Annotated in this window: 21 protein-coding genes; 11 read left to right on the top strand and 10 right to left on the bottom strand. The window is 62.0% G+C overall.

The features are described from left to right. Positions 1-47 precede the first annotated feature (47 nt). The 5 genes from C3F42_RS03475 to C3F42_RS03455 all read right to left on the bottom strand — a co-directional run bounded on the left by C3F42_RS03475 (position 48) and on the right by C3F42_RS03455 (position 6,033). Positions 48-1,379 carry an APC family permease gene (locus C3F42_RS03475; protein ID WP_023631752.1) on the bottom strand — a complete coding sequence of 444 codons (1,332 nt, stop codon included), beginning with the start codon at positions 1,377-1,379 and terminating at the stop codon, positions 48-50. Positions 1,380-1,391: 12 nt separating this feature from the next. After that, positions 1,392-2,549: an iron-containing alcohol dehydrogenase gene (locus C3F42_RS03470; RefSeq protein WP_094011199.1), complete on the bottom strand. Its 1,158-nt coding sequence runs from the start codon at positions 2,547-2,549 to the stop codon at positions 1,392-1,394. 218 nt (positions 2,550-2,767) lie between these two features. Then, a complete protein-coding gene (locus tag C3F42_RS03465; protein ID WP_023628927.1) occupies positions 2,768-3,643 on the bottom strand; it encodes an alpha/beta fold hydrolase in 876 nt (291 codons plus the stop codon). Next, entirely contained in the window at positions 3,640-5,166 is a 1,527-nt protein-coding gene (locus C3F42_RS03460) for an NAD(P)/FAD-dependent oxidoreductase (protein WP_023628926.1), read from the bottom strand. Before C3F42_RS03460 ends, C3F42_RS03465 begins: the two co-directional genes overlap by 4 nt. Positions 5,167-5,454: 288 nt before the next feature. Beyond that, positions 5,455-6,033: a TetR/AcrR family transcriptional regulator gene (locus tag C3F42_RS03455; RefSeq protein ID WP_023628925.1), complete on the bottom strand. Its 579-nt coding sequence runs from the start codon at positions 6,031-6,033 to the stop codon at positions 5,455-5,457. 391 nt (positions 6,034-6,424) lie between these two features. Here C3F42_RS03455 and C3F42_RS03450 point away from each other — a divergent pair, with 391 nt between their 5' ends. The 7 genes from C3F42_RS03450 to C3F42_RS03420 all read left to right on the top strand — a co-directional run bounded on the left by C3F42_RS03450 (position 6,425) and on the right by C3F42_RS03420 (position 15,328). After that, complete coding sequence (locus C3F42_RS03450; protein WP_023628924.1) at positions 6,425-7,312, top strand: phytanoyl-CoA dioxygenase family protein; 888 nt, start codon at positions 6,425-6,427, stop codon at positions 7,310-7,312. A gap of 71 nt (positions 7,313-7,383) precedes the next feature. Continuing rightward, complete coding sequence (locus tag C3F42_RS03445; RefSeq protein WP_023628923.1) at positions 7,384-7,599, top strand: hypothetical protein; 216 nt, start codon at positions 7,384-7,386, stop codon at positions 7,597-7,599. Positions 7,600-7,764: 165 nt separating this feature from the next. Then, the gene (locus C3F42_RS03440) at positions 7,765-8,415 is read left to right on the top strand and encodes a hypothetical protein (protein WP_094011255.1); all 651 of its coding nucleotides are present in this window, start codon (positions 7,765-7,767) and stop codon (positions 8,413-8,415) included. A 422-nt stretch (positions 8,416-8,837) separates the two neighbouring features. Further along, a complete protein-coding gene (locus C3F42_RS03435; RefSeq protein WP_104443966.1) occupies positions 8,838-10,259 on the top strand; it encodes a DUF1329 domain-containing protein in 1,422 nt (473 codons plus the stop codon). 86 nt (positions 10,260-10,345) lie between these two features. Further along, positions 10,346-11,932, top strand: coding sequence for a DUF1302 domain-containing protein (locus C3F42_RS03430; protein ID WP_094011201.1), 1,587 nt, complete (start codon positions 10,346-10,348; stop codon positions 11,930-11,932). Positions 11,933-11,940: 8 nt separating this feature from the next. Beyond that, positions 11,941-14,355 (top strand): RND family transporter, encoded by a 2,415-nt coding sequence (locus tag C3F42_RS03425; RefSeq protein WP_094011202.1) that lies wholly within the window; start codon positions 11,941-11,943, stop codon positions 14,353-14,355. A 10-nt stretch (positions 14,356-14,365) separates the two neighbouring features. Then, positions 14,366-15,328: a YCF48-related protein gene (locus C3F42_RS03420; RefSeq protein ID WP_094011203.1), complete on the top strand. Its 963-nt coding sequence runs from the start codon at positions 14,366-14,368 to the stop codon at positions 15,326-15,328. A gap of 172 nt (positions 15,329-15,500) precedes the next feature. Here the strand turns inward: C3F42_RS03420 and C3F42_RS03415 are convergent, their stop codons facing one another. Continuing rightward, positions 15,501-16,370: a phytanoyl-CoA dioxygenase family protein gene (locus C3F42_RS03415; protein WP_031314477.1), complete on the bottom strand. Its 870-nt coding sequence runs from the start codon at positions 16,368-16,370 to the stop codon at positions 15,501-15,503. A gap of 198 nt (positions 16,371-16,568) precedes the next feature. Here C3F42_RS03415 and C3F42_RS03410 point away from each other — a divergent pair, with 198 nt between their 5' ends. Further along, entirely contained in the window at positions 16,569-17,822 is a 1,254-nt protein-coding gene (locus C3F42_RS03410; RefSeq protein ID WP_094011204.1) for a CdaR family transcriptional regulator, read from the top strand. 138 nt (positions 17,823-17,960) lie between these two features. Here the strand turns inward: C3F42_RS03410 and C3F42_RS03405 are convergent, their stop codons facing one another. Then, complete coding sequence (locus C3F42_RS03405) at positions 17,961-18,329, bottom strand: Mor transcription activator family protein (protein WP_038705996.1); 369 nt, start codon at positions 18,327-18,329, stop codon at positions 17,961-17,963. Positions 18,330-18,772: 443 nt separating this feature from the next. Here C3F42_RS03405 and C3F42_RS03400 point away from each other — a divergent pair, with 443 nt between their 5' ends. Next, positions 18,773-18,961 carry a hypothetical protein gene (locus tag C3F42_RS03400; protein WP_023632313.1) on the top strand — a complete coding sequence of 63 codons (189 nt, stop codon included), beginning with the start codon at positions 18,773-18,775 and terminating at the stop codon, positions 18,959-18,961. A 36-nt stretch (positions 18,962-18,997) separates the two neighbouring features. Here C3F42_RS03400 and C3F42_RS03395 read toward each other — a convergent pair whose 3' ends face one another. Further along, on the bottom strand, positions 18,998-19,360 hold the full coding sequence (locus C3F42_RS03395; protein WP_038705997.1) for a fe2+ zn2+ uptake regulation protein: 363 nt from the start codon (positions 19,358-19,360) through the stop codon (positions 18,998-19,000). Between the two features lie 200 nt (positions 19,361-19,560). On the opposite strand from C3F42_RS03395, the gene C3F42_RS03390 reads away from it, so the two are divergent. Then, the gene (locus C3F42_RS03390; RefSeq protein ID WP_371920582.1) at positions 19,561-21,867 is read left to right on the top strand and encodes an acylase; all 2,307 of its coding nucleotides are present in this window, start codon (positions 19,561-19,563) and stop codon (positions 21,865-21,867) included. 71 nt (positions 21,868-21,938) lie between these two features. Here the strand turns inward: C3F42_RS03390 and C3F42_RS03385 are convergent, their stop codons facing one another. Then, the gene (locus C3F42_RS03385; protein WP_094011206.1) at positions 21,939-22,661 is read right to left on the bottom strand and encodes a UDP-2,3-diacylglucosamine diphosphatase; all 723 of its coding nucleotides are present in this window, start codon (positions 22,659-22,661) and stop codon (positions 21,939-21,941) included. Then, positions 22,658-23,158, bottom strand: coding sequence for a peptidylprolyl isomerase (locus C3F42_RS03380; RefSeq protein WP_023630093.1), 501 nt, complete (start codon positions 23,156-23,158; stop codon positions 22,658-22,660). The genes C3F42_RS03385 and C3F42_RS03380 overlap by 4 nt, the downstream gene beginning before the upstream one ends. 247 nt (positions 23,159-23,405) lie before the next feature. Here C3F42_RS03380 and C3F42_RS03375 point away from each other — a divergent pair, with 247 nt between their 5' ends. Then, positions 23,406-25,109, top strand: coding sequence for a glutamine--tRNA ligase/YqeY domain fusion protein (locus C3F42_RS03375; RefSeq protein ID WP_104443965.1), 1,704 nt, complete (start codon positions 23,406-23,408; stop codon positions 25,107-25,109). Positions 25,110-25,113: the final 4 nt, after the last annotated feature.

The following is a 25,113-nucleotide window of genomic DNA, read 5'->3' as shown; positions in this document are numbered from 1 at the left end:
GGCCGGCCTTGTGATTGTCGTCAGAGCACTCGATTGGAACGGCGTCGCTACACCAATGCCTCAGGTACCGGGCTGCGGAAGAAGCTGGTGCGGCAGGCGAGGTAGATCAACCCCAGGCCAAGCCAGCAACTGCCCATGATCAGCGCGTCTTTATCCAGGCTGATCAGCATCCACCCGGCCGTGACCAAGCCGATGAGCGGGAACAGCACGCCCCGCAGCAGGCCGGCGCCATCCTTGACCCGGGCATCGAAGGTGAGCCGCAATGCACACAGATTGACGGCGGTGAAAGCGACAAACGCGCCGAAGTTGACCAGCGACGTCGCGGTGGCGATCGTCAAGGCAAAACCCGCCGTGCCGAAAACGCCGCAGAGCAGGATGTTGAAGGCCGGGGTCTTGAAGCGCGGATGCAGGACACCGAACACCTTGCGCGGCAGCTGGTTGTCCCGGCCGAGGGCATAGAGCAGCCGTCCCACGCTGGCCTGGAACGACATGCCCGCGGCAAAGTGGGCGATGATGATCCCCGCCAGCACCACGGCGAAGAACACATCGCCGCCGATCATCCGGGCGATCTCGAAGGCGGCTCCGTCCACCTGCTCGAAGCTGGGGGAGGGATGGGCCAGGTACATGAAGTACGAGGAGCCCACGTACACCGAGCCGCCGATCAACGCGACCAGCAGGATGGCGCGTGGCAGCGTCCGGCCCGGCTCTCGGGTCTCCTCGCTCAGCGTGGACAGCGCGTCGAAGCCCAGGAACGAGTAGGCGGCAATGGCGGCGCCGGCCATGCTGGTGGCGAAGGGCACGTCCTGATTGAAGAACGGCTTGGCCGACAGCAGCCCGCCAGGGCCGTTCGCCGCCACGATGTAGTGCATGCACAGGCCCAGGAACACGACGATGATCGCCAGTTGCGCCGCCATCAACAGCACGTTGAAGCGGTTGGCGACCTGGATGCCAAGGACATTGAGCAGTGAAGTGGAAACGATGAAGCCGCTGATCCACACCCACTGCGGGACCTCTGGAAAGGCCATGTTGAGGTAGCTGGCACCGAGCAGCCAGATCAGCATCGGGATGAAGAAGTAATCGAGCAGGGCGGCCCAGCCCACCATGAACCCGAGATTGGCATTGAGCATCTTGCGGGTGTAGGTATAGGCCGAACCGGCTACCGGGAATACCCTGACCAGCCGCCCGTAGCTCAACGCGGTGAACACCACCCCGGTCGCCGCGATCAGGTAGGCCATCGCCGTGGTGTTGCCGCTGGCCTGGGTGATCACGCCGTAGGTGCCGAAGACGATCAGCGGGGCAAGGAACGCCAGGCCGAACAGCAGCACCGAGAACGGCCCCAAGGTGCGCCTCAACGAGGCGCTGGAGGTTGAATGACTCATGACGCAGCCCTCCTACGCGACGAAGTGGTAAGCGGTGGTGATGATGTCGTGATAAGCCTCGACGGACATCGCCTTGGCATTGCTGGCGTCCGAGAAGTTCTGCTTGGATTTTTCGGCGATGGCCTGGAAGTCCTCCTCGCGCACGCCCTTGACCTCGGCGAAGGAGGGGATGCCCAGGTCCTTGCTCATCTGGAACAGATGATCCACGGCGGCCTCGGCGGCGGCGGCCGGCGCCAGCGTCGGGTCGATCCCCAGGGCGTAGGCCACCTGGGCGTGGCGCAGGATGTCGGCATCGCGGTTGTGGCCAAAGACGAAGGGCAGGAAGATCGCGTTGCCGACGCCGTGCGGGGTGTCGTACATGCCGCCAATTGACTCGGAGATGCAGTGCACGCTGCCGACGTCAGCGTTGCCGAATGCCATGCCGGCGATCAGGCTGGCCACCAACATCTGCTCGCGCGCCTCTTGATTGTCTGGCTCCAGTACGACCGCCTTGAGGTGCTGGCTGATCAGGCGGATGGCATGCAATGCCAGGCCATCACTGATCGGGTTCGAAACGCGGCAGGTGTACGCCTCGATGGCATGGGTCAGGGCATCCATGCCGGTGGCGGCGGCAATCGACGCGGGCAGGGTGTCGAGGATACGGGAGTCGAGCAGCGCCAACACGGGGCCGACGCGGTAATCATGGACGCTCATCTTGAAATGGCGGGCAGTGTCGGTGATCACCGAGAAGCACGTCACTTCGCTGCCGGTACCTGCGGTGGTCGGGATGGCGATGATCGGCGGTATGGCGTGCTTGAGGGTGAACGACCCTTCGTAGTCCTCGATCCGCCCGTCGTGGGTAAGCAGCAGGCTGATGGCCTTGGCCGCGTCCATCGCGCTGCCGCCACCCACCGCCAGCAGGCCGTCGATGCCTTTGCCCCGATATTGCTGCGCCGTCCGGTTGATGTCTTCGCTGCGTGGATTGGCCTTGATGTCCGCGACTTCTTCGTAAGCAATTTCTGCCCTGTCCAGGCTGGCATAGATGCTGTCCAGCAGCCCCGCAGCCTTGACCCCGGCATCAGTCACGATCAGCACCCGCGCCAGGCCAAGGCCCTGGAGATGTTCACCGGTGCGCTCGCGCAGGCCAGGTTCCATCACGATCTTGCTGGGGAGTAAGAATTTGAATTCCATACGTACCTCTTGCTCAATTGTTGTCATTGTCGAAAGGGCAGTGGAGGAGCACCCGCGCCTGGTCGCGGTCGGCCGCTCAGGCGTGTGATGTGTGGCCTGGCGCTTTGGCGCAAGCCGGTATGTTGTTGTTTTGGGTGGTGTTGCAACGTGTCGCTAAAGGCCTCCAGCGGAATAAAAAGAGGGGCGGCCAAGCTGCACGCCCCTAAAGAAAATTGTTGTTAACGCAAGTGCCCCGTCAGCAGGGACAGCAGCGTGGTGGACAGGCAAGCCGGAAAGTCATGCCCCATCCCGGGCAGCAACACCAGGCTGGAGCCACGGATCGCCGCCGCCGTGGCGTAGCCACCGCTGGTGGCGACCATGAGGTCTTTTTCCCCATGGATGACCAAGGTGCGGCAACGAATCCGCTGCAGCTCCTCGGTACGGTCGGCGGAGTTGATGATTGCGCCGATCTGCCTGGCGGTACCGAGGTTGCTCGCCTCGCCACCGCCTCGCTCCCAGGCCAGCTGGGCATACTCACGCAAGGCCGGCTCGTTCCACTCGAGGGTGGAGCCGATCACGCGCATGATGTCCACGTAGTCGCGAACGCTTTCCTTCTCGCTGCGCGGCGGGCGGCGCAGCAACTGCAGAAGGGCCTTGAGCGCCGGCTGGCCGACGCGCAGGGAACCCGTGGTGGAAAAGATCGATGTGAGGGTCCTGACCCGCTGCGGATAACGTGCCGCGAGGGTCTGCGCGATCATGCCGCCCATCGACATTCCCACGACATGCGCTGTTTGCAGCTGCAAGCCGTCCATCAAGCCGATGACGTCGTTGGCCATGTCGGCCAGGTCATAGCCGGCGGTGCGCTTGCGCAGGAATTGCTGCAGGGTCGTGGGGGGCGTCACGTCGGTGAAGAACGACCTGCCCGAGTCACGGTTGTCCAGCGTGATGACCTGCAGCCCTTGCTCGACCAGCCCGGCGATCAGCGCTTGCGGCCAGTAGGTAAGCTGCAGCCCGAGGCCGACGATGAGCAGGACCGCCGGGGCACCCTCGACACCGTAGCTGCGATAGCAGAGCTTGCCTTTGCCCGGTAGCTCGCAGAAGCGATCACGGCTCATCGGCGGCTACCTGGCTGTTGCAGTTCGACGCCGGCATGCACCGGCACGTTCGGTACGCTGCTGAAGCTGAGGCACTTTTCCGCCACTGTGCCGCGGCGCAGCAGTTTGATATCGCGGAAGTAGTCCATCGACATCACCCAGGGCTCACACGGCCCCTGCCGCGGCACGCTGTCGAGCGCGCGCTGCACATAGCCGGCACCAAAGTCCAGCAGAGGGCGGGTTTCGATCCCGGCCGGCGCCTTTGGCTCGCAGACGTTGTAGCCTTCGCGCGCCATGAAACCGAGCAGGCGGCAGAAGTGGTCGCACAGCAGGCAGACCTTCAAGGTCCAGGACGAGTTGGTGTAGCCCACCGCGAAAGCGAAGTTGGGCACGCCGGAGAGCATCATGCCTTTGTAGGCCAGGGTCTCGTTGAGCACCACCGGCTTGCCGTCCTTGTGCAGGGTGATGCCACCGAACATTTGTACGTTGAGCCCGGTGGCCGTGACGATGATGTCGGCCTCCAGCGTCCTGCCCGATTTGAGCAATACGCCGGACTCGGTGAAGCGCTCGATATGGTCGGTGACGATGTCGGCCTTGCCGGTACTGATGGCTTTGAACAGGTCGCCCTCGGGCACCGAGCACAGACGCTGGTCCCACGGGTTGTAGGGTGGGTTGAAGTGCACGTCGACCGGGTAGTCCTTCGGCAACTCCTTGCGGGTCAGCCACAGCAGCAGTTTTTTCGAGAGCTTGGGGAAACGCTGGCAGAAGCCCCAGAACGCCAAGGTGATCTTGGCGTTCTTGTAGCGCGTCAGGGAATAGGCGGTTTGCGCCGGCAGGACCTTGCGCAGGAACGCGGCAACCCCGTCGGTGGCCGGCTGATTGATGATGTAGGAAGGCGTGCGCTGCAGCATGGTGATGCTGGCGACCTTGTCTGCCATGGCCGGAATCAGCGTTACCGCGGTCGCGCCACTGCCGATGACGACCACGCGCTTGCCCGCATAGTCGAGGTTCTCCGGCCAGTGTTGCGGGTGAACGATCTGGCCCTTGAACTGCTCGGTGCCCTCGAAGCGGGGGGTGAAGCCCTGATCATAGCGATAGTAGCCACCGGCACTGAATAGCCAGCGGCATTCGACCGTACGCACCTGAGCCGTCTGGCCTTCCTCGATGCGCACTGCCCACAGGCCTCTGTCGCTTTGCCAGTTGGCCGAGACGACTTTCTGCTGGTACTGGATGAACGGCTCCAGCTGGTACTCGTCGATGGCTTCGCGCAGGTACTCGAGAATGTCCGCGGCATCCGCCAGGGATTTCGCCTTGGTCCAGGGCTTGAAGTCGAAACCGAAGGTGTAGAGGTCCGAGTCGGAGCGGATGCCGGGATAACGGAACAGGTCCCAGGTGCCGCCCATGCGTTCGCGGGACTCGAGAATTGCGAACGTCCTGTCGGGTTGCTGGCGTCGCAGATAGGCCGCCGCGCCGATGCCAGACACACCGGCTCCAATGATCAAAATGTCGAGCGGCTCAACCGGAAGAGCAGTGTGCGAGGACATGTCGCCTCCTATTCTAGTGTTGTAGAGACTGATCTTTTGACTTGATCATTTGACCATGATGAGGTGGCCGATTGCCCGGTACAAGGTGCAAAATGCACCGCGAAGTCTTTTTTTTGGGATGATTTGAACTTTGAGTGACTGCGAGGGCGCCGGCCAACGCGTGGGGGGAGTCGTTCTGGGAGAAGGGGACTGCTAATGCTGCAAGAAGCCCCTGTGGTTCTATCTATCGGGCCCTATGTATCCAGGATTGCCGCGTCGCACCGGAGCACGGCATCTCTGGATGGCCTCTCAGTAGCTTTCCACCAGCAGCCTGACCGCCTTGCAGGCCGTTTCTGTCTCCGCTTCCAGGCGTTCGGGGTCGCCGTGGGCGGTCCAGGAGAGCAGTAAGCCATCGAAGAGGTTGATCAGTAGCCGACTGACAGTGGTCCGTGCGGCATGGTCCAGCGCATCGCCGGTTGCCTTCTGGATGGCCTGCTGAGTCGCTTCGAGGGAAACGATATAGATCTTGGCTGCCATCTGCGGATCGTTACGCAGGTTCCAGAAGAAGAGCTCGAATTGTGTGATGGCCCGTTCGGGGTGCGCGATGAACCACTTGACCAGTTGGCGCAGCATATCTCCCACCGAGTCGGCGGGGAGGGCGTCTGCCGGCGCCTGCAGCGATTGCTGTGGCATGTTGATCAAAGACTCGTAGACCGAATAGAACAACTCCTCCTTGGTGTGAAAAACATAATGCAGCGATGCCAGCGGTGAATCCGCAGCTGCCGCGATGCGCCGCGTCGTGGCGTTGGCTATGCCATGTTCCGCGATCACCTTGATGGTCGCTTCAATGAAATCCTGTCTGCGTTCTTCTGCGCCTATCCGAGCCATTCAGCGTTCTCCCTTGTCGGCATTGCGCCAACCGCCGGTGCCGGCGTCGGCGGTGACGAATGCTATCGCAAAGTCATTGCCTGTTCCATGAGATGGGTGGATGGAGCCGTTTGTGTCCGCACCTTGGCGGCCGGTATGTGGTCATTGCCAGTAACGAATGCCGAGCGCTGGATTTCACTGAGGTCGAGGCGGCCGCGGGAGGGTTACAAAAAACCTAGATCAAATGACTTGATCAAATGACTATATTAAATAATCATGGCAACGCCGAGCAGGTGATCAAGGGCTTCGGTAGTGGCGCAAGAGGTGACTGTGCTGGCGGCTCCGGTGAGACGACGCCGTTGCCCGGGCTCGCTGGACAGAACAATGACAAAACCGGACAGGTAGAAGGCAGATGGATACACGAAAACTCTCGACGGTCAGTGGTGACTCGTCGGTTGAACAGGTGGTGGAAATCATCCGGCGTGACGGCGGGGTCATCATTTCCGATTTCGTCTCGCCAGAGACGCTCAAGTGCCTCGCCGAGGAGCTGGACACCTACTTGAATGTCACGCCCTGCGGAGAAGACCCCTATTTCGCCGGTACGCAGACGCGCCGTGTCGGTCGCATCATCGGTCGAAGCGACATCGCGGTGGAGGTTGCACTAAACCCATTGTTCATCGGCGCGGCCAGGCAGATTCTTCAGACACCAACCCATGTATGGGTGGGCAGCGACCGCATCGAAATGGCGCCTGACATTCAACTCAGCATTACCCAGGCCATTCAAATCGGGCCAGGCCAAGGCCTGCAGCCCTTGCATCGAGACGACGCCACTTCGCTGTGGCGACATCCCCAGTTCGGACGCGAGGCCCGCCTGCAGATGATGCTGGCCATCTCGGATTTCAGCGAAGAAAACGGGGCGACGCGAGTGATTCCGGGTAGTCATCAATGGGATGACGAGCGCATGCCGACCCAGGAAGAAACCATCGCCGCTGAGATGAAGGCAGGCTCTGCGCTGCTGTGGCTGGGCTCGGTCTATCACGGCGGTGGCGCCAATACCACGTCGTCTCCTCGGACTGGCCTGACCATGGCCTACGACTTGGCCATCCTGCGCCTTGAAGAGAATCACTTCCTTTCCATCCCCATTGAACGGATTCGCCAACTTCCTGCAGAAATGCAGCGCCTTCTGGGTTGGAGTGTGAGCTCTACGCTGCTGGGCTGGGTGGAAATCGATGGTCAGATGCGTGACCCGCAGGAGCTCCTGGGCATGCCTGCCTTTTCCGAACCAGGGAAAGACTTCTGAGTGCTTGGGCTTGCACGGCTGGCTGCGTATTGAATTTCTGCCCGACAGGGCGCAACCAAGGAGATAAGACCATGGCGTTTTCAATCGACTCGAAAGTAGGCGAATTGCTGGATAACAACAATACGAGCCAGGTACTTGAAAAGCACGTGCCCGGTATCAGTAAGCATCCGCAAATTGGCATGGCCCGCGGCTTTGCCTTGGTGACAGCGGCGAAATACTCTGGCGGATTGATTTCGCCAGAAGTGCTAAAGGAAATTGATAGTGACCTGAGGGCCCTGGTCAACTAACGGTTGGCTGACCTGCCCCTATAAATGCAGTTGCTGGAGCAGGTCAGTAACTTAGCCAGCATTTTCCAGGTGGCCCATGGTGTCCATTGACCTACGGAACTCTGTCGAATGACAATATGGTGTCGCCCTCCAGATTAAGAGGTTGTTTTCGTGCAACTGATAGAAGTGGGCATCCTGGTCTCATGTGTACTGCTAATTATCTGCGGTCTGTTCTATGGGGTGGCATTTTTCGGGAGAGGAAACTATCTAATCGGTGGAGAGTTTTTGATTGTAGGAATATCGGCGACAAATTTCGCGGTCTTTATCGTTACCGGTTGGCAGGCTAATTATAACGTCGCCATGTTTCTTGATGCCTTTTCTCGAGGTGTTGGGATTCCTGTGATTGCAACGCTCGGTTTGATGTCGGTTACGCATGACTACAAGCCGTCTCCGGTGAGTGACATTTTGCTATTCCTGGCTGGCTTCGTGGTCGCGGCCATTTACTTTATGTCGGCCTCGTTCAAGGCCTTCCTCCCTTATTTTTATGTAGGGATGTGGTTGGTCTACACGACCTACCTGGCCTATTTTGTCTGGCGGCTGTGTCGTGCCGGTGAGCTTCTGCATGCGCTGGCCACCACTTTGAGTGGTGTGGCGGGATTGACGATAGCATTGCGCTATGATTTCTTCCCGATTGCGGGCGATGACACAAAGATGGTTTTCATGACGCTGGCTTTTCTGACGTGGTCGTACTCGATCGTGCAGTCATTCTATGCCTATGGTGCGCTTGAGCGCGCCAGTAAAATCCAACTAAGGCGGCATCTTGCGCGCTTTGAGTAGACCGTGTTTATTCGGCTGTTTCAGTCTATGAAGTTACTCCATGGCGGGCCAGGAGCCTGCCGTTTCAACCGCCTCTAGGGGCGGTTTTTTTTGGCGTAAATTTATGTTTAGGGCGCGCTTGGACATAGGGCTGGTGGCTGCAAGCGGTGCCTTAAATGCGCCAGGAATGGGCGTGCACTGGTAACACTTGTTCCTTTATTTCCCATTAAAGGGCAGGTGTTCGTAGCTTATCTAAAGCGTGTTGTGACTAACTGGCTGATTTATATCAACTAATGATGGCGTGAAGAGTTCTGGCATATGCTTTGCTTCATGATCAACCGACATGGTCATATGATCATGTCAGTTGATCAGCTTGCGATAGGTGCCGAATTCCTTGTCAAAGGTTGGGTTGCCGGTGCAGGCCCTTTTCCGAGGAGCCTATTATGAAAAAAGTATCCACAGTGCGTGAACGCGATGTTTCTACCCGCCGAATGTTCAGGCAGTTGCTGATTACCCTTGCTGTATCGGGCGCGATTTGCTCGGTGCAGGCCGCGTCTCAGGGCGCCCAGAAGCTGGGTTCCGAACTGACGCCACTGGGCGGTGAGGTGGCCGCCAATTCAAGCGGGGATATTCCGGCGTGGTCCACGCCGGGGCCACAAGGGGAGGGCTGGAGTTACGGCCAGATGCGCGCCGAGCACTGGAAGTTCAGGAGCGATAAGCCCCTTTACAGCATCGATGCGAGCAACGTGGCGCAGTACGCGAGCAAGCTGTCCCCGGGTCAGCTTGAACTGTTCAAGAAGATTCCGGGCTACCGCATGGAGGTCTATCCGACCCGACGCAGCTGCGGCGTGCCGGACTTCGTGGCGGATAACACACGGCAGAACCTTGGCTTCGCCAAGCTCGACCCTTCAGGGGTTGCCCTCGTAGAGGCTCACGTACCCGGCATCCCGTTCCCTCTGCCCAGCACTGGTGCTGAGGTGATGTGGAACATGAAGATGCGCTATCGCGGCCTTGGTGTAGAAATTCCAAAAAGCATTTCAGGCATCTCGCCGCGCAAGGGCGGGGAGTGGTTACGCCAGTCGTCGGATACCTTCTTCTTCACGCCGTGGGGAAAGAAAGGCAGTGAACTCTTTTCCGCAACTGGCCGTTTGGAAAATGCCACGTTCTCCAGTTATCGGGAGCCAGCGGCGCTGGCTGGGCAGGCAGGGGTGCAGACGGCTGTCGCCGGCGAGCAGGCCACGACGTTCTACTACTTCCCTGGCCAGCGTCGCGTGCGGCGCATGCCGTCGTATTCCTACGACGCGCCGCAGATCGGGTTGGACAACCAGTACAACGTCGATGAGGCGAACGTCTTCTTCGGCACCATGGACCGCTTTGACTGGAAACTGGTCGGTAAACAGGAGCTTTTGGTGCCTTACAACGCCTTCGGTGCCTATGACACCGCCGCCAAGGTGGAGGCGTTCGCCGGCAACGATTCAATCGCGCCGCAGGCGCGCCGCTACGAGTTGCATCGGGTCTGGGTGGTCGAAGCCAATGTGCGCCAGGGCATGCGCCACCAGGCGCCAAAACGCATGTTCTACATCGACGAGGATAGCTGGAACCCGCTGCTGGCTGTCGATTACGACAAGCAAGGACAGATCTGGAAAGTGCGTGAAGGCTTCTCGATCCCCGTGTACGAAACCGGCACTTGCGATGTGCAGGCCCAGGTCCAGTACAACCTGGTCAATGGCCGCTACCTGTTCGACATGACCTCGGTCGGAGCTGGCAAGAACGATATCCGCTGGCTCACCGATGAAGGTAGCAGCCCACGCCTGAAACGCGATTTCTACACCTCCGATAACCTGCGAGCCATCAGCGAACGCTAAAGAACGACGTCAGATCGAGAGCCAGAATGAAAAGAATAATTAGCAAAGCATCAGGCCTTGTCATCGTGTGCACCACCCCACTGGCAATGGGGTTCACCTTCGAAACCGAAACCCTCAATGGTTCGTTCGACTCCACCATCACCGCCGGCATGGGCGTACGTACGGAGTCGCGCGGCTGCAACCTGATCAACCAGGGGGCCACCGGGCACAATGTGCCGTCCGGCTGCCTGGCGCAGAGCTCGGGCGTTGCGGATCAGGGCGACCTGAACTACGACCGCGGCGACATGTTCACCAACTATCTCAAGGGTACCCACGAGCTGTTGCTGAAGATGCCCGAGGACGTCACCTTCATGGCGCGCGGTACCTGGATCCGTGACTTCGCGGCCACCGATACCACTGGCACGCGCTCGTTCAACACCCCTGAAAGCATCGGCAGCAGCGGCCTTGGCAAAGATGCTCGCGACGATCTCGCCTTCAAGGCTCGCCTGCTCGATCTGTGGGTGAGCAAAGGCTTTGACGTGGGCGAGCAGCGTGTCCGGGCGCGCCTGGGTAACCAGGTGATCAACTGGGGCGAGAGCCTGTTCGTGGCTGGGGGTATCAACAATACCAACGCCTACGACTATCAAGCCCTGGCCCGTCCGGGGGTGCAGCTCAAGGAGGCCGTGCTGCCGGCGCCGATGCTCAGTGTCGCCTCCGGACTGGGCTCGGGGGTCAACGTCGAGGCCTACTATCAATTCCGCTGGAACAAGAGCGAGCTGCCGCCGGTGGGCAGCTACTGGTCCACCACCAACGCGCTCGGCGAGGGCAGGGGCGAGTACGGGTTCTCCGAGAACAAAGCCCGGGACAGCGGCCAGTGGGGCCTTTCGCTGCGCTGGCAACCGGAGGACAGCGACGTCAACTATGGCTTCTACGTGATGCGCTACCACGACAAGACGCCGTCGTTGCGCGTGGATATTCTCGACCCGGACACCTTTGCCGCCGCACCCTCCTGGCGCTACCAGGAAGACCGGATGATGTATGGCGTCAGCGCCAACATGCCGATCGGCGACTGGGCCGTCGGTACCGAGCTGTCCTACCGGCCTAAGGATTCGGTGATGCTCAACCCGGTCGTCGACCTGTGTTCGAGCAATGGCGGCAAATGCTGGAAGGACGAGAAGAAGTTCCAGTGGCACCTGACCGGCCTTTACAGCTTCACGCCGTCCAACTCGCCGACGCTGCTGGATTTCACTGGCGCAAGCACTGGTACCTTGCTCACCGAACTTGTGGTCATCAAGTACCCGGGGCTACATGACCAGGTCAACGGCGAGCCGCTCGCCGCCGGCCTCAATGCCTGGCAGCTGGACCCTGCGACCGCGCCGAAGTCGCGTGGCGACAAGACCTCGTCGGGCATCAACCTGGACTTCAGCATGACCTATGACGGCACCTTGCTGCCGGGCTGGCAGGTCACCCCGGGGGTGTTCTACGCACGCTCGCTGAGCGGGCGTACACCGAACCTCACGGCCACCTTTACCAAGGACGCTAGCAGCATGAACTTCTACCTGAATTTCGTGCGCAACCCGGCCAGCTGGCAGGTGTCCCTGAACTACGCCAAGTTCATGGGCGGGGATACCCCTTACGACCAGCTGTATCGTGACCGCGATTATGTCGGCATCGCGATCTCCCGTACCTTGTGAGGCCTCCTGTGAACGGTTCTGTAAAACTGACAGGGATCCAGGCGCGTGGCGTGTTGCCACGCGTCGAGCGGGTCTTGTTCGGACATCGGCGGCTGGTGCTGGCGGGCCTGGCCGTGTTCACCCTGGTCATGGCCTGGTTCGCGGTGCAGTTGCGTATGGACGCCGGCTTCGAAAAACAGTTGCCGGTCGGCCATGAATACATCCAGACCTTCGAGACGTACCGCAACGACCTGATGGGCGCCAATCGCCTGACCATCGTGGTCAAGGCTCGCAAAGGTGATATCTGGAGCGCCCCTGGGCTGAAGCGACTGTATGAGGTGACCCAGGCGATCAGCTTCCTGCCGGGGATCTCGCGCAGCAGCGTGCGCTCGTTGTGGACGCCCAATGCCTTCGTCAACGAGATTACCGAAGAAGGCTTTCGCGCCGATCCGCTGGTGCCGGGCACGGTTTCGCCCGAGCACCTGAACGACCAGGTCATCGCCTCGATCGCCAACTCCACCGCGCAAGGGGGCTTCATCGGCACCCTGGTGTCGCGTGACCAGAGCAGCGCGATGATCACCGCGGAGCTCAACGAGTACGAGGCCGATGGGACGCATCTGGACTATGTCGCGTTCAATCACCGCCTGGAAAAAGAGCTACGCCAGCAGTTCGAAGATGGCGATTTCGAAGTGCAGATCATCGGCTTCGCCAAGCAGATCGGCGACATCGCCGACGGCGCTTCGGCGGTGCTGGAGTTCTGCTTGCTGGCGCTGCTGCTGACCGCGGCGGCGGTGTACTGGTATTGCCATTCACTGCGCTTCACCTTGCTGGCGCTGGTGTGTTCTCTGGCCTCGTTGGTCTGGCAATTCGGCAGTCTGCGCTTGCTGGGCTATGGCCTCGACCCGCTGGCGGTGCTGGTGCCGTTCCTGGTGTTTGCCATCGGGGTGTCCCATGGCGTGCAGCAGATCAACTTCATTGTCCGCGAGATCGCCACCGGCAAGAGCGCCGAAGCGGCGGCACGCTCGAGCTTCACCGGCTTGCTGATCCCGGGAACGCTGGCACTGGTGACTGCACTGGTGTCTTTCGTGACGCTGCTGCTGATCCCGATCCCGATGGTGCGGGAACTGGCGATCACCGCATCGCTCGGAGTGGCCTACAAGATCATCACCAACCTGCTGATGCTGCCTTTGCTGGCGTCCATGCTGCGGGTCGACGACGAGTACGCGGCGGCCCAGGAAATTTCCCGGCAGCGCCGTACCCGCTGGCTGCGTGGCCTGTCGCGGCTGGCCGAGTGGCGCAACGCGCAGTGGGTCCTGGGCGTGGCGCTGGTGATCTTTCTGGTGGCGATCTGGCAAAGCCATGACCGTGTCGTCGGCTCGTTGCAGGCCGGGGCCCCGGAGTTGCGCGAGGATTCGCGCTTCAACCGCGACGCCGTGTCCATCGCCAACAACTATGACATCGGGCTGGATTGGCTCAGCGTGGTGTTCGAAGCCAAACCGGGGGAGGCTGGCGAAGGCGTGCCGGCGACGTGCGAGGATGTCGCTGCGGGCCAGTACCAGGACCGTTTCGTCTGGGCCATGCAGGGCGTGCCTGGCGTGCTGTCGGTAGCGTCGTTCTCCAGCAACCTGCGCCAGTTCAACGAGGGCTACAACGAAGGCAACCCGAAGATGGCCGTGGTGCCCATCGACCCGATGAACTACGCGGCGCTGGCTACCGAGGTGGCGCGCACCCCTGGACTGGTGCGTACCGATTGCAGCATGTCCGCCGTGCACCTGTACCTGGCTGATCACAAGGCCACGACGATCAACCGGGTGGTGGAGGCGGTCAAGGCGTTTCGTAGCGAGTATTCGCAACCGGGCCTGGCGATCCGCCTCGCCTCGGGTAACGCCGGTGTCCTGGCGGCCATCAACGAGGAGGTGGAGAAGAGCGAGACGCCCATGCTGCTGTATGTCTATGCCGCGATCGCGTTGCTGGTATTCGCGGTCTACCGCGACCTGCGCGCGGTGCTGGTGTGCTGCCTGCCGTTGACCATCGGTACATTCATTGGCTACTGGTTCATGAAGGAGCTGCAGATCGGCCTGACCATCGCCACCTTGCCGGTGATGGTGTTGGCCGTGGGCATCGGCGTCGACTACGCCTTCTACATCTACAACCGCCTGCAGTTGCACCTGGCCCATGGCCAGTCGATCACCAAAGCGGTCGAGCACGCGTTGCTCGAAGTGGGCGTGGCCACCATCTTCACCGCGATCACCCTGGCGGTGGGCGTGGCCACCTGGGCGTTCTCCGACCTGAAGTTCCAGGCGGACATGGGCAAGCTGCTGGCCTTCATGTTCATCGTCAACATGGTCATGGCCATGACCGTACTGCCGGCATTCGCGGTCTGGCTGGAGCGGGTATTCCCGCGCAAGCGCCCCGTGCGCATGATCGGCGCGCTGCTGCACTGAGGAGAGAAACATGCGATTCAGGGGTTCATTGATCGCGGCGGTGCTCGCCGCGACATTGCCGTTGCTGTCTGCTCGGGCCGAGCCCTTGCAGACAGTGCCTGCCGTGCAGGCGAGCAATGCCACGCAAGCGACCATGCTGGATGCCGTGTGGGCCGGGGAGCGCGTGGTCGCGGTCGGCGACCACGGCGTGGTCTTGCTGTCGGACGATCAGGGCAAGCGCTTTCGCCAGGCACGTTCGGTACCGGTGTCGACCCAACTGACAGGTGTGTCTTTCGTCGACGCCCAGCGTGGCTGGGCGGTTGGCCATTGGGGGGCGATCCTGGCCACCGCCGACGGTGGCGAGTCGTGGCAAATCCAGCGCTTGTCCAGCGACGTAGATCGACCGCTGTTCGACGTGCATTTCTTCAACGCCCAACAGGGCGTTGCCGTGGGGCTGTGGTCGTTGCTGCTGATCACCGAAGATGGTGGCAAGACCTGGACCGAGCAATCGTTGCCGCCGCCCCCGGGTGCCAGGAAGGCCGATCTCAACCTGATGGGGCTGTTTGCCGGCAGCCACGGCACGCTGTACGCCACCGCCGAGCATGGGCAGCTACTGCACTCCGAGGACCAAGGCAAAAGCTGGGGTTACCTGGATACCGGCTACGCAGGCAGCTTGTGGTCGGGGGCTGTCCTGGATGACGGCAGCCTCTTGCTCGGCGGTCAGCGAGGCACGTTGCTGCAGGGTACAAAGGAAGGGAAGGGATGGCGCAGATTGCCTACCCACGGTAAAGGTTCCGTCACCGCAATGGCGGTAGCGGGTTCCCGAGTGCTGGTGGTCGGGCTGGATGGGCTGATGATGCTGAGCGAGGATGGCGGGCGGCATTTCCAGGAAAAGCAGTCGGCGGATGACTTGTCGCTGACGGCGGTGCTGCTCGATGCACAGGGTACGCCTGTGCTGTTCTCGCGCCGTGGCGTGATGCCGTACCAGAAGTGAGGCGTTAACCGACGAACTGATCATGGCTTGGGTCGCAGAACGACCCAGGCCGAATGCCAATCATCAACCACTTGAGAGAGGGTAGGACGCGGTCGAGCAGTGGGCAGGGCATTACTGACCAAGCAGGCATATCCGGGGGCAGGTGGTCCGTCCCCCGAATCGATCAATCGCGTTACAGCTGCAGATGGTCCGCCAGGTCAGCGTAGTTATGCTGCCACAGGCCTGGGCTGCCCGCAGGATACTGTGAGCGGAAGCCGATGATCTTCTGCACGCGCGCAGAAAGCGTCCTGACCACCTCCAGCGGCACGATCAACGGATAAGCCTCTTCCGGGGTGAGGATCGAAGCCTGCAGTGGAATGGTCAGGCCCCGGCGGAACTCACCGGCGGTCACGTTGGCGCCACCACCATGGACGACCTTGCCGCCGAACAGTACCGCATCGCCTGCGTTCAACACCGCAGGGATGGTCATTTCCGGGGTGCCGACGTTTCCGAAATCATCCCAATCCTGGCTCCCGGGGATGAGACGCGTAGCGCCGTTTTCTTCGGTGAAGTCGGTCAGTGCCAGCATCAGGTTGGCGATGGCCCGCGGCGCATGCTTGTTCATGGCAACGTAGGGGTAGTACTGGGCCATGTCACGGTGCAGCATCTGTGCTTTGTTGCCCGGGCCGATTTCAATCAGTTGCGCGGTGGTCAGCCACCAGTCGCCAGCGTCCGACTGATAGAGCACGCGCCCTAATTCGTGGAACAGGTCGTCATCGAGGATTTCCTCGCGGAAGGTCTTGCTGTGGGTTACCAGGTTGGTCAGCCGTTTGGTCTGTCGGCCATGGAACTCGACGATCAGCTCGTGTTCGTGCTTGGAACCTGCGTCCAAGGCCTTGAGTGGGGCGTCGACCTCCTGGTTGATCCGCTTTACCTGTTCGGGGGTCATGAAGTTGCGGATGATGACCGCGCCGACCTGATCGCTGAGTTGCACGATCTCTTCAGGCGAAGTCGAGCGGGTTACGCTGGGTAGTAGTGGAGGATTCTTTTCGGGGACTGACATGTTGACACTCCGATTCAAAGGCATTGTCGCGCTGGCCGGTTGGCAGGGCGCCCAACCCGAACAAGGGACATGGCGTGGCAGATGCCTTCCTTGTGCTTTTTGCTCAGGCAGTGGCTTCATGCTATGTTTCCACCGACCTGTGGCCAAGGTACAAAAAGCACCATTTTCCCTCATTTTTTTGAGCATTTTGCACTCTCTATGAGCCTTCCTCCCTCCCCTTGGCCACGCCCGTCCGAAGCGGTGCGTGAACTGATCCGCAAAGGCGCCGAACGTGCCCAGGCCCTGCCGCCGGAGTGGGTCGAGCGGCTCAACCAGGCGCTTTTCGCGTCTCCGGAAGACGCAAGGTTGCTGGAGGACCCGGTTATCCTGGCCGCGTGTCGGCGCGCCAATCGAGCAGAGTTGTTGCATTGGGCCAACGCCAACATGCAGCGCCCAGGCGAGCCGGTGGAACCCTATGTATCGGCTGACATGGTGGATACGGCACGGGAGCTCGCCCATCGCGGGCTGTCTGAACTGCTGATGAATGTCGCCAGGTCGACACAGAACACCGCCTGGGAACTATGGATGAAGATGGCGTTCGGCCTGACCCAGGACCCGGCGCTGCTCGAGGAGTTACTGGACGTCTCCTCGCGCTCGATCTCGGAGTTCATCGACAGCAACATGCGAGTGATCACCCGGATCATCCTCGAGGAAAAGCACGCCCAGGCTCATGATGAGCACATCGACAAACGCAGCCTGGTCAGTCGCCTGCTCGACGGCCGCGATGTCGACGCCGAGCAGTTCGCCAGGCGCCTGGGCTACGGCCTTGCGCAGAAGCACCAGGCCTTTCTGGTGTGGAGCGAGACGCCCGAAGCACACATTCGTCCGCTAGAGGACATGGCGCGCGCGCTGGCAAGCCTCACGGGGGCGGGGGCGCCGCTGGTGGTGTTCGCCGGGCCTGCGACCTTATGGGGCTGGAGTGCTGCGACAAGGCCTCTGGACCTCAATGCGCTGCAAGGCGTGGTTCGTCAGTACCCAGGCGTTCGTGCGGCACTGGGCGCCCCTGCGGCGGGGCTCAACGGTTTCCGTCGCTCCCACCTGGAAGCCTTGACCACCCAGGGGCTGATGGGGCGCCTGGCGGGCGCGCCGCCTGTGGCCAGTATCGATCAGGTGAGGATGGTGTCGCTGATGACACAGGACGCCCGGGCGGCCAGGCAGTTTGTCTTGAGTACCTTGGGGCGCCTGGCTTCAGAGCCGGTGGTGCTGCAGTATTCGTTGCGGGCATTCCTGGCCCATGGCTGCAATATCACCCAGACCGCCGAAGTATTGGGTACGCATCGCAATACCTTGCTGCGGCGCCTGGAACGCGCCCAGGACCTGCTGCCCATTCCATTTGCCGACCACCGTATCCAGATCGCCGCGGCGCTTGAGCTGGTGCTGTGGAGCACACCGCTCGAGGAAGGCGAAAAGTAGACCGAGGTCGCTGTTGCATCGACTTGATCCGTGTCTGATCTTCAGACGGTCGATTGCGACAAATTGGTCCAGCGCCTCCTCAGCGCCACTGGCAGGTTCCGGCGTCACCCGCTTCGGCCAAGTCCAGGGCGGTGCTGGCTACGCCTGTCTACGGATGTTGCCAATCTGTCGCAGGCTCAATCCATACTTGTCGGCGAGCAGGCTGCGTGACAGCCCGCTGGCGCTCTCCCGCTGGATCTGCTGGTTGCGCAGCTGGCGCTGGAAGTGGTCGGACTTGGGAATCTCCAGGGCAAGGCCGGCGAAGCGCTGGATCAGCGCGTCCAGCGCTTCTGGCGGCAGCACATCGGCCAATTTGGTGCGTCGGCGATGTTTGGGGATGTACTTCGGGCGCCCGCCAAAGGCATGCGTCAGCCGGTAGGCGCTGTCCAGACCGATGCATTCGATCAGCGCCTGCAGCGAATGAGGCAGTTGGGTGAGGTCGATGTTGCTCAGGTCTGGCATTTCCACGTAATGGTTCCTTCCGTCATTGGGTTTGGCCGACGCCGAGGCTCGGACCGGCTGCGGCGAGGGTTGCCACGGGATGGCCCGCGTGGCGTAGGCGGATTTTCGAACAGCGACGGAAAGGGTCGCTAGGCGCGAAGCGGACCGGGGCTTGTAGTCGTCCTTGTCTGTCATTTGCGGGCAATCGGGTGTCTTGAAGTGGGAAATGCCTTCACCCTTGCGCTACAGGCCCTAAACCATCTAGAGAAAGGGTTCCATGATGGCGAATTGGGTAGCTTACCTAGACATGCAACCACGGGCGTATCTCGATGCGCTCGCCAGGCTGTGACCGAACTGGGAGATTGTCGTGTGAGGATCAGGCAGGAACTGCAGCGAGGGGAAAGCAGCCGAGGTATCATGGCGGCGGCTCCGTTGGAGCCTCATGTCCCCGATGTCGCAAGGAACCTCCGATGACACATGTGCAGCGCCTGAAATATTCGATCCTGATCATCCTGGTGGTGCTGGGGATCATGCTCGGTCTGAGTTACCTGCAGAAGCAGGGCACTATCAGCGAGCAGACATTCCAGTACGTCGCCATCGCCATTGCGGTGGTCGTGGTGGTGATCAACGGGATCCTGCGGCGCAAGGTGAAACCCTGAAGCAGGCGGGCCGGCATATCCTTGCCGGCCATGCGCTCAGCGCGAGGCGGGTTGCTCGAGCACGGCTCGGGCCTGGGGGTTGAGGCTGTAGCATTTGTCACTGCCCAGGCTGATCACGCCTTCGCTGCACAAGCGCTTGAGCACCTCTCGCACGCTCAGGAACGACAGCGGGATGTCCAGTTGCTCCAGTTGCGCATGCACGCCACGCACACCAATGCTGCGGCCACTGCGGCCGGCGGTGTGCAGGGCGTCGATGACCTTAAGGCGGATCAGGCTGGTGCGCAGGCCGTAGGCGCGCAGCAGCTCGCGGATTTGCTCGTTGCCCACGCGTTCTTCCTGGGGGGCGGCGGCCTGACTGGGCGCAGGCTGCGCCGCTAGCGATTGTTGCGGGTTGTACATGTGAATGCTCCTTTTCGTGGACTGTCCCGAAATCATGGGTGCCTCACATCTAAAGACGTTTGAGCTCGACAAAACTGCAACCCCCGGTGAAAAAAATCTGACATGTTCTGTTGAGAACGTTGCAGCACCGCGTTGAACGTAAAATTTTCATCTGGCCATTCGTCTGTTCGGGATGACCCCGATAAGCACGAGGAGTGCCTGTGATCCCTCTTCCCCTGTTTCGCCTGGGCCTTGCCGCCGCCCTGGTCGCTGCCAGCCTGACCCTGCAGGCGCGCGAGGCCGATGGCGAGGCGTCCGCGCAGATCCGTCGCACCAGTTTCGGCGTGCCACACATCCTGGCCAAGGACGAGCGCGGCCTGGGCTACGGCATCGGCTACGCCTACGCCCAGGACAACCTGTGCCTGCTGGCCGGCGAGGTGCTGACGGTCAATGGCGAGCGCTCCCGGTATTTCGGTGCCGACGGCAAGACGGTCGAGCAGCGTGACAACCTCTCCAGTGACCTGTTCTTTACCTGGCTCAACGAACCTGCGGCGGTAGACAGTTTCCTCACGGCGCAGCCGGTGGCGGTGCGTGATCTGCTTGATGGGTATGCCAACGGCTACAACCGTGCCCTGGGTGAACGACGGATCGAGGGGCTACCGGCCGAGTGCGGGGCAGGGGAGTGGCTACGGCCGATCACCAGCCGCGATCTGGTCAAGCTGACCCGGCGCTTGCTGGCCGAGGGCGGCGTAGGGCAATTCGTCGAGGCCGTGGTCGCCGCGACGCCTCCCGAGCTGGCGGCGCAACGCCCGGAGGTCGACTACAGCGTGGCCTTGGCGCGACAGGCGCAGTTCGCCGCCGAGCGTGGCAGCAATGCCGTGGCCGTGGGCGCCGAGCGTTCGGCCAATGGCCGTGGGCTGCTGCTGGCCAACCCGCATTTCCCGTGGATTGGCGGGATGCGTTTTTACCAGATGCAGTTGACCATCCCCGGGCAACTGGATGTGATGGGAGCGGCGTTGCCGGGCCTGCCAGTGGTAAATATCGGTTTCAACCGGCAACTGGCCTGGACCCACACGGTCGACACCTCCAAGCACTTCACCCTCTATCGCCTGCAACTGGATCCCAGGGACGCCACCCGCTATCTGTATGACGGCCAGTCGCTGCCGCTGGAGCGCAAGCTGCTCAAGGTCACGGTGAAGGGGGAGGACGGTACGCTCAGCCAGGTCGAACGCACGATTCACCTGTCGAAGTTCGGCCCTGTGGTGCAATGGCCCGGCCGTCTGGATTGGGACAAGCACGCCGCCTACAGTCTGCGCGATGCAAACCTGGACAATACCCGGGTATTGCAGCAGTGGTACCGGATCAACCGTGCCGACAGCCTGCAAGCGCTGAAGGCGTCGGTGGGTGAGCTGCAGGGCATCCCCTGGGTCAATACCTTGGCAGTGGACGCTGCTGGCCAGGCCTTGTACCTCAATCAGTCGGTGGTGCCCTATGTCGACCAGGGGATGCTGGAGCAGTGCAGCACCCCCGGCGCGTCTGGCCCGCTGGTGGTGCTCGACGGCTCGCGCAGTGCCTGTCAATGGAAGGTGGATGCGCAGGCGGCCCAGTCAGGGATCTTCCCGGCCAACCTGCTGCCGAGCCTGGAGCGGCGCGATTATGTACAGCACGCCAACGACTCGGCGTGGATGGTCAACCCGGCCCAGCCGTTGACCGGCTTCTCGCCCCTGGTCAGCCGTGCCGACCAGCCCCTGGGCCTGCGCAGCCGCTTTGCCCTGCAGCGCCTGCAGGGCAAGGGCAAGCTGGGCAGCGCCGAGCTCCAGCACATGGTCTTCGATGACGAGGTGTACCAGGCCAGCCTGCTGATGCCGGACCTGCTGCAATGGTGCAAGGGCGTGGAGGCGGACATTCAGTCGGTATGTGCCAGCCTGCAGGCATGGAACGGCAAAGCCGATCAGGACAGCGGTATCGGCCTGGTTCATTTCATGAACATCGCCGCCACGCTGGCCGAGCGTCCGCAAAGCTGGCGCGTGCCGTTCGATCCGGCCGACCCGTTGCACACACCTCGTGGCCTGGCGGTGGAGCAGGCCGCCGTGCGCAAGCTGCTGCACGAGGCGGCGCTGGGCTCGCTTGCGCAGGTGACCGAGGCCGGTATCGCCGCCGACCAGCGGTGGGGGCAGATCCAGCAGGCCGCCGATGGCACGCCGGTGCCCGGCGGGCCGCAGGCCTTGGGCGTCTACAACGCGATGGTCAGTGTGCCGGTAGGGCCGGGCAAGCGCCTGGTGGTCAGTGGTTCGAGCTATCTGCAGGTGGTCAGCTTCACCGAGCAGGGCCCGCAAGCCCAAGGGCTGTTGGCGTTCTCGCTGTCGAGCGAGCGGGCGTCAGCGCATGCCGCCGACCAGACGCGGGCCTTCGCGGCCAAGCAACTGGCGCCGATTCCGTTCACCGAGGCGCAGATCAAGGCTGATCCGCAGTATCAGCAGTATGTGATCAGCGAGCGGGACAAGGGTCAGGTGGTCAGCGCCAAATAGCACCGTCGGTGGCAGCGCGGGGCAAGCCCGCTCCTACGTGAATCGTGGGAGCGGGCTTGCCCCGCGCAGTTTCAGGAGAAGTCGAACGGGGCCAGTTGGAAACCCTGTTCATCCACCTGCAAGGCCCAGCCACGCCGATCCCAGTCGCCCAGCACGATGCGCCGTGCCGGCTGGCCGTCGACCACCAGCTTGTGCAGCGCCGGTCGATGGGTGTGGCCGTGGACCAGGGTACGTACGCCGTGGGCGGCCATCACCTTGGGCACTTCCTCGGGGGTGACATCGACGATTTCGGTGCTCTTCATGCGTGTCTGCGAGCGGCTTTCGCTACGCAGCTTGCGTGCCAGCTTGTGCCGCGTGCCCAGCGGCAGGTGCCGCAGGATCCACAGGCTAAGCGGGTTGCGCAGGTAGCGGCGCAGCTTCATGTAGGCCACGTCACGGGTACACAGGGTGTCGCCATGCATCAGCAGCACCGCCTCGCCACCGAGCTCGACCACGCTGGGGTCGGCCAGCAGGGTGCAGCCGGCGGCGTCGCAGAACGCCTGGCCAATGAGAAAGTCACGGTTGCCGTGCATCAGGTACACGGCCGTGCCGCTGTCGCTCAACCGGCGCAGAGCCTGGCAGATCGACTGCTGGAAGGGCGTCATGGCATCGTCGCCGATCCAGGCCTCGAAGAAATCGCCGAGGATGTACAGCGCCTTGGCGTGGCGGGCGCGGCCGTCGAGCAGATCAAGAAACGCCCGGGTAATGTCCGGGCGTTCTTCTTGCAGGTGCAGATCGGAGATCAGCAGTATCACTCAATGATCTCGGCTTTCTCGATGATCACGTCGTCTTTCGGCACGTCCTGGTGGCCGGCTTTGGAGCCGGTGGCGACTTTTTCGATGGCGTCGACGATTTCCTGGCCTTCGATCACTTCACCGAACACCGCGTAGCCCCAGCCCTGGACGTTCTTGCCGCTGTGGTTGAGGAAGTCGTTGTCGGAGGCGTTGATGAAGAACTGCGCGGAGGCCGAGTGCGGCTCCATGGTACGGGCCATGGCAATGCTGTACTTGGTGTTCTTCAGGCCGTTGTCGGCTTCGTTCTGGATGCTGGCGCGGGTTTTCTTCTGGCTCATGCCAGCCTCGAAACCACCACCCTGGATCATGAAGCCCTTGATCACGCGGTGGAACACGGTGCCGTCGTAGTGGCCTTCCTTGACGTACTGAACGAAGTTCTCGGTGGTCAGCGGGGCTTTCTCGGCGTTCAGTTGCAGGACGATATCGCCATGGTTGGTGCTCAGTTTGACTTTGGACATGCTGAAATTCGCTCTTTCAAGGCATTCGGGAAATAGGGTGCGCGCTGCGCTCGGACAACCTGACGCAGGATCAGGCAGCCGCGGCACAGGCCACTGGGGCGCCATTGTGCCGGATTGTAGACCGCTGCGGCGACAAAACGCGCCACTTTGTCGGTGCTCCGGCTGTCAGCAGCTTGACTGCTTCGGCTATGATAGGCCCTTTGATTCAATCGGCCTACCCGGCCGGCTACCTGCATTCAAGGACACTATGAGCAAGCCCACTGCCGACAACGCGCCAAACGCCGCTGCCAAAGGCGCCCCCGCCGTCCCTGTGAACTTCCTGCGGCCGATCGTCCAGGCCGACCTGGACGCGGGCAAGCACCAGAGCATCGTCACCCGTTTCCCGCCGGAGCCCAACGGCTATCTGCACATCGGCCACGCCAAGTCGATCTGCGTCAACTTCGGCCTGGCCAAGGAATTCGGCGGCGTCTGCCACCTGCGTTTCGACGACACCAACCCGGCCAAGGAAGACCAGGAGTACATCGACTCCATCCAGCGTGACGTCAAGTGGCTGGGCTTCGAATGGGCAGGCCCGGTGCGCTACGCCTCGGACTACTTCGACCAGTTGCACGCCTGGGCCGTGGAGCTGATCAAGTCGGGCAACGCCTACGTCTGCGACCTGACCCCCGAGCAGGCCAAGGAATACCGCGGCAGCCTGACCGAGCCAGGCAAGAACAGCCCGTTCCGCGAGCGCAGCGTCGAGGACAACCTGGACCTGTTCGCCCGCATGAAAGCCGGCGAGTTCAAGGACGGCGAGCGCGTGCTGCGCGCCAAGATCGACATGGCCTCGCCGAACATGAACCTGCGCGACCCGATCCTGTACCGCATCCGCCATGCCCATCACCATCAGACCGGTGACAAGTGGTGCATCTACCCTAACTATGACTTCACCCACGGTCAGTCGGACGCTATCGAAGGCATCACCCACTCGATCTGCACCCTGGAGTTCGAGAGCCACCGCCCGCTGTACGACTGGTTCCTCGACAAGCTGCCGGTGCCGGCGCACCCGCGCCAGTACGAGTTCAGCCGTCTGAACCTGAACTACACCATCACCTCCAAGCGCAAGCTCAAGCAGTTGGTGGACGAAGGCCACGTCGAGGCCTGGGACGATCCGCGCATGTCGACCCTGTCGGGCTACCGCCGCCGCGGTTACACCCCGGCCTCGATCCGCAACTTCTGCGAGATGATCGGCACCAACCGTTCCGACGGCGTGGTCGACATGGCGATGCTCGAGTTCAGCATCCGTGACGACCTGGACCGCACCGCGCCACGCGCCATGTGCGTGCTGCGCCCGCTCAAGGTGGTCATCACCAACTATCCCGAGGGTCAGGTCGAGCAGCTCGAACTGCCGCGCCACCCGAAGGAAGACATGGGCGTGCGCGTGCTGCCGTTCGCCCGCGAGCTGTACATCGACCGCGACGACTTCATGGAAGAGCCGCCCAAGGGCTACAAGCGCCTGGAGCCGGCCGGTGAAGTGCGCCTGCGCGGCAGCTACGTGATCCGTGCTGACGAGGCGATCAAGGACGCAGACGGCAACATCGTCGAGCTGCGCTGCTCGTACGACCCGGACACCCTGGGCAAGAACCCCGAGGGCCGCAAGGTCAAGGGCGTGATCCACTGGGTGCCGGCCGAGGGCAGCATCGAGTGCGAAGTGCGCCTGTACGACCGCCTGTTCCGCTCGGCCAACCCGGAGAAGACCGAAGACGGCGGCACGTTCCTCGACAACATCAATCCCGATTCGCTGCAGGTGCTCAGTGGTTGTCGTGCGGAACCTTCCCTGGGCCAGGCCCAACCGGAAGACCGCTTCCAGTTCGAGCGCGAAGGTTACTTCTGCGCCGACCTGAAAGACTCCCAGCCGGGTCGCCCGGTGTTCAACCGCACCGTGACCCTGCGCGATTCGTGGGGCAGCTGAGGAA

It is taken from the genome of Pseudomonas sp. PONIH3 (assembly GCF_002934345.1).
GTDB classification, from domain to species: domain Bacteria; phylum Pseudomonadota; class Gammaproteobacteria; order Pseudomonadales; family Pseudomonadaceae; genus Aquipseudomonas; species Aquipseudomonas soli.
The sequence above is the reverse complement of the archived record's forward strand: the minus strand, read 5'-3'. Positions and strand labels throughout refer to the sequence as shown.

Coding starts and splice junctions, on each gene's coding strand:
- C3F42_RS03455 (WP_023628925.1), bottom strand. CDS start 6,033: ATGGCTCGGATAGGCGCAGAAGAACGCAGACAGGATTTCATTGAAGCG.
- C3F42_RS03375 (WP_104443965.1), top strand. CDS start 23,406: ATGAGCAAGCCCACTGCCGACAACGCGCCAAACGCCGCTGCCAAAGGC.
- C3F42_RS03430 (WP_094011201.1), top strand. CDS start 10,346: ATGGGGTTCACCTTCGAAACCGAAACCCTCAATGGTTCGTTCGACTCC.
- C3F42_RS03420 (WP_094011203.1), top strand. CDS start 14,366: ATGCGATTCAGGGGTTCATTGATCGCGGCGGTGCTCGCCGCGACATTG.
- C3F42_RS03410 (WP_094011204.1), top strand. CDS start 16,569: ATGAGCCTTCCTCCCTCCCCTTGGCCACGCCCGTCCGAAGCGGTGCGT.
- C3F42_RS03395 (WP_038705997.1), bottom strand. CDS start 19,360: ATGTACAACCCGCAACAATCGCTAGCGGCGCAGCCTGCGCCCAGTCAG.
- C3F42_RS03470 (WP_094011199.1), bottom strand. CDS start 2,549: ATGGAATTCAAATTCTTACTCCCCAGCAAGATCGTGATGGAACCTGGC.
- C3F42_RS03435 (WP_104443966.1), top strand. CDS start 8,838: ATGAAAAAAGTATCCACAGTGCGTGAACGCGATGTTTCTACCCGCCGA.
- C3F42_RS03445 (WP_023628923.1), top strand. CDS start 7,384: ATGGCGTTTTCAATCGACTCGAAAGTAGGCGAATTGCTGGATAACAAC.
- C3F42_RS03400 (WP_023632313.1), top strand. CDS start 18,773: ATGACACATGTGCAGCGCCTGAAATATTCGATCCTGATCATCCTGGTG.
- C3F42_RS03475 (WP_023631752.1), bottom strand. CDS start 1,379: ATGAGTCATTCAACCTCCAGCGCCTCGTTGAGGCGCACCTTGGGGCCG.
- C3F42_RS03415 (WP_031314477.1), bottom strand. CDS start 16,370: ATGTCAGTCCCCGAAAAGAATCCTCCACTACTACCCAGCGTAACCCGC.
- C3F42_RS03465 (WP_023628927.1), bottom strand. CDS start 3,643: ATGAGCCGTGATCGCTTCTGCGAGCTACCGGGCAAAGGCAAGCTCTGC.
- C3F42_RS03380 (WP_023630093.1), bottom strand. CDS start 23,158: ATGTCCAAAGTCAAACTGAGCACCAACCATGGCGATATCGTCCTGCAA.
- C3F42_RS03450 (WP_023628924.1), top strand. CDS start 6,425: ATGGATACACGAAAACTCTCGACGGTCAGTGGTGACTCGTCGGTTGAA.
- C3F42_RS03460 (WP_023628926.1), bottom strand. CDS start 5,166: ATGTCCTCGCACACTGCTCTTCCGGTTGAGCCGCTCGACATTTTGATC.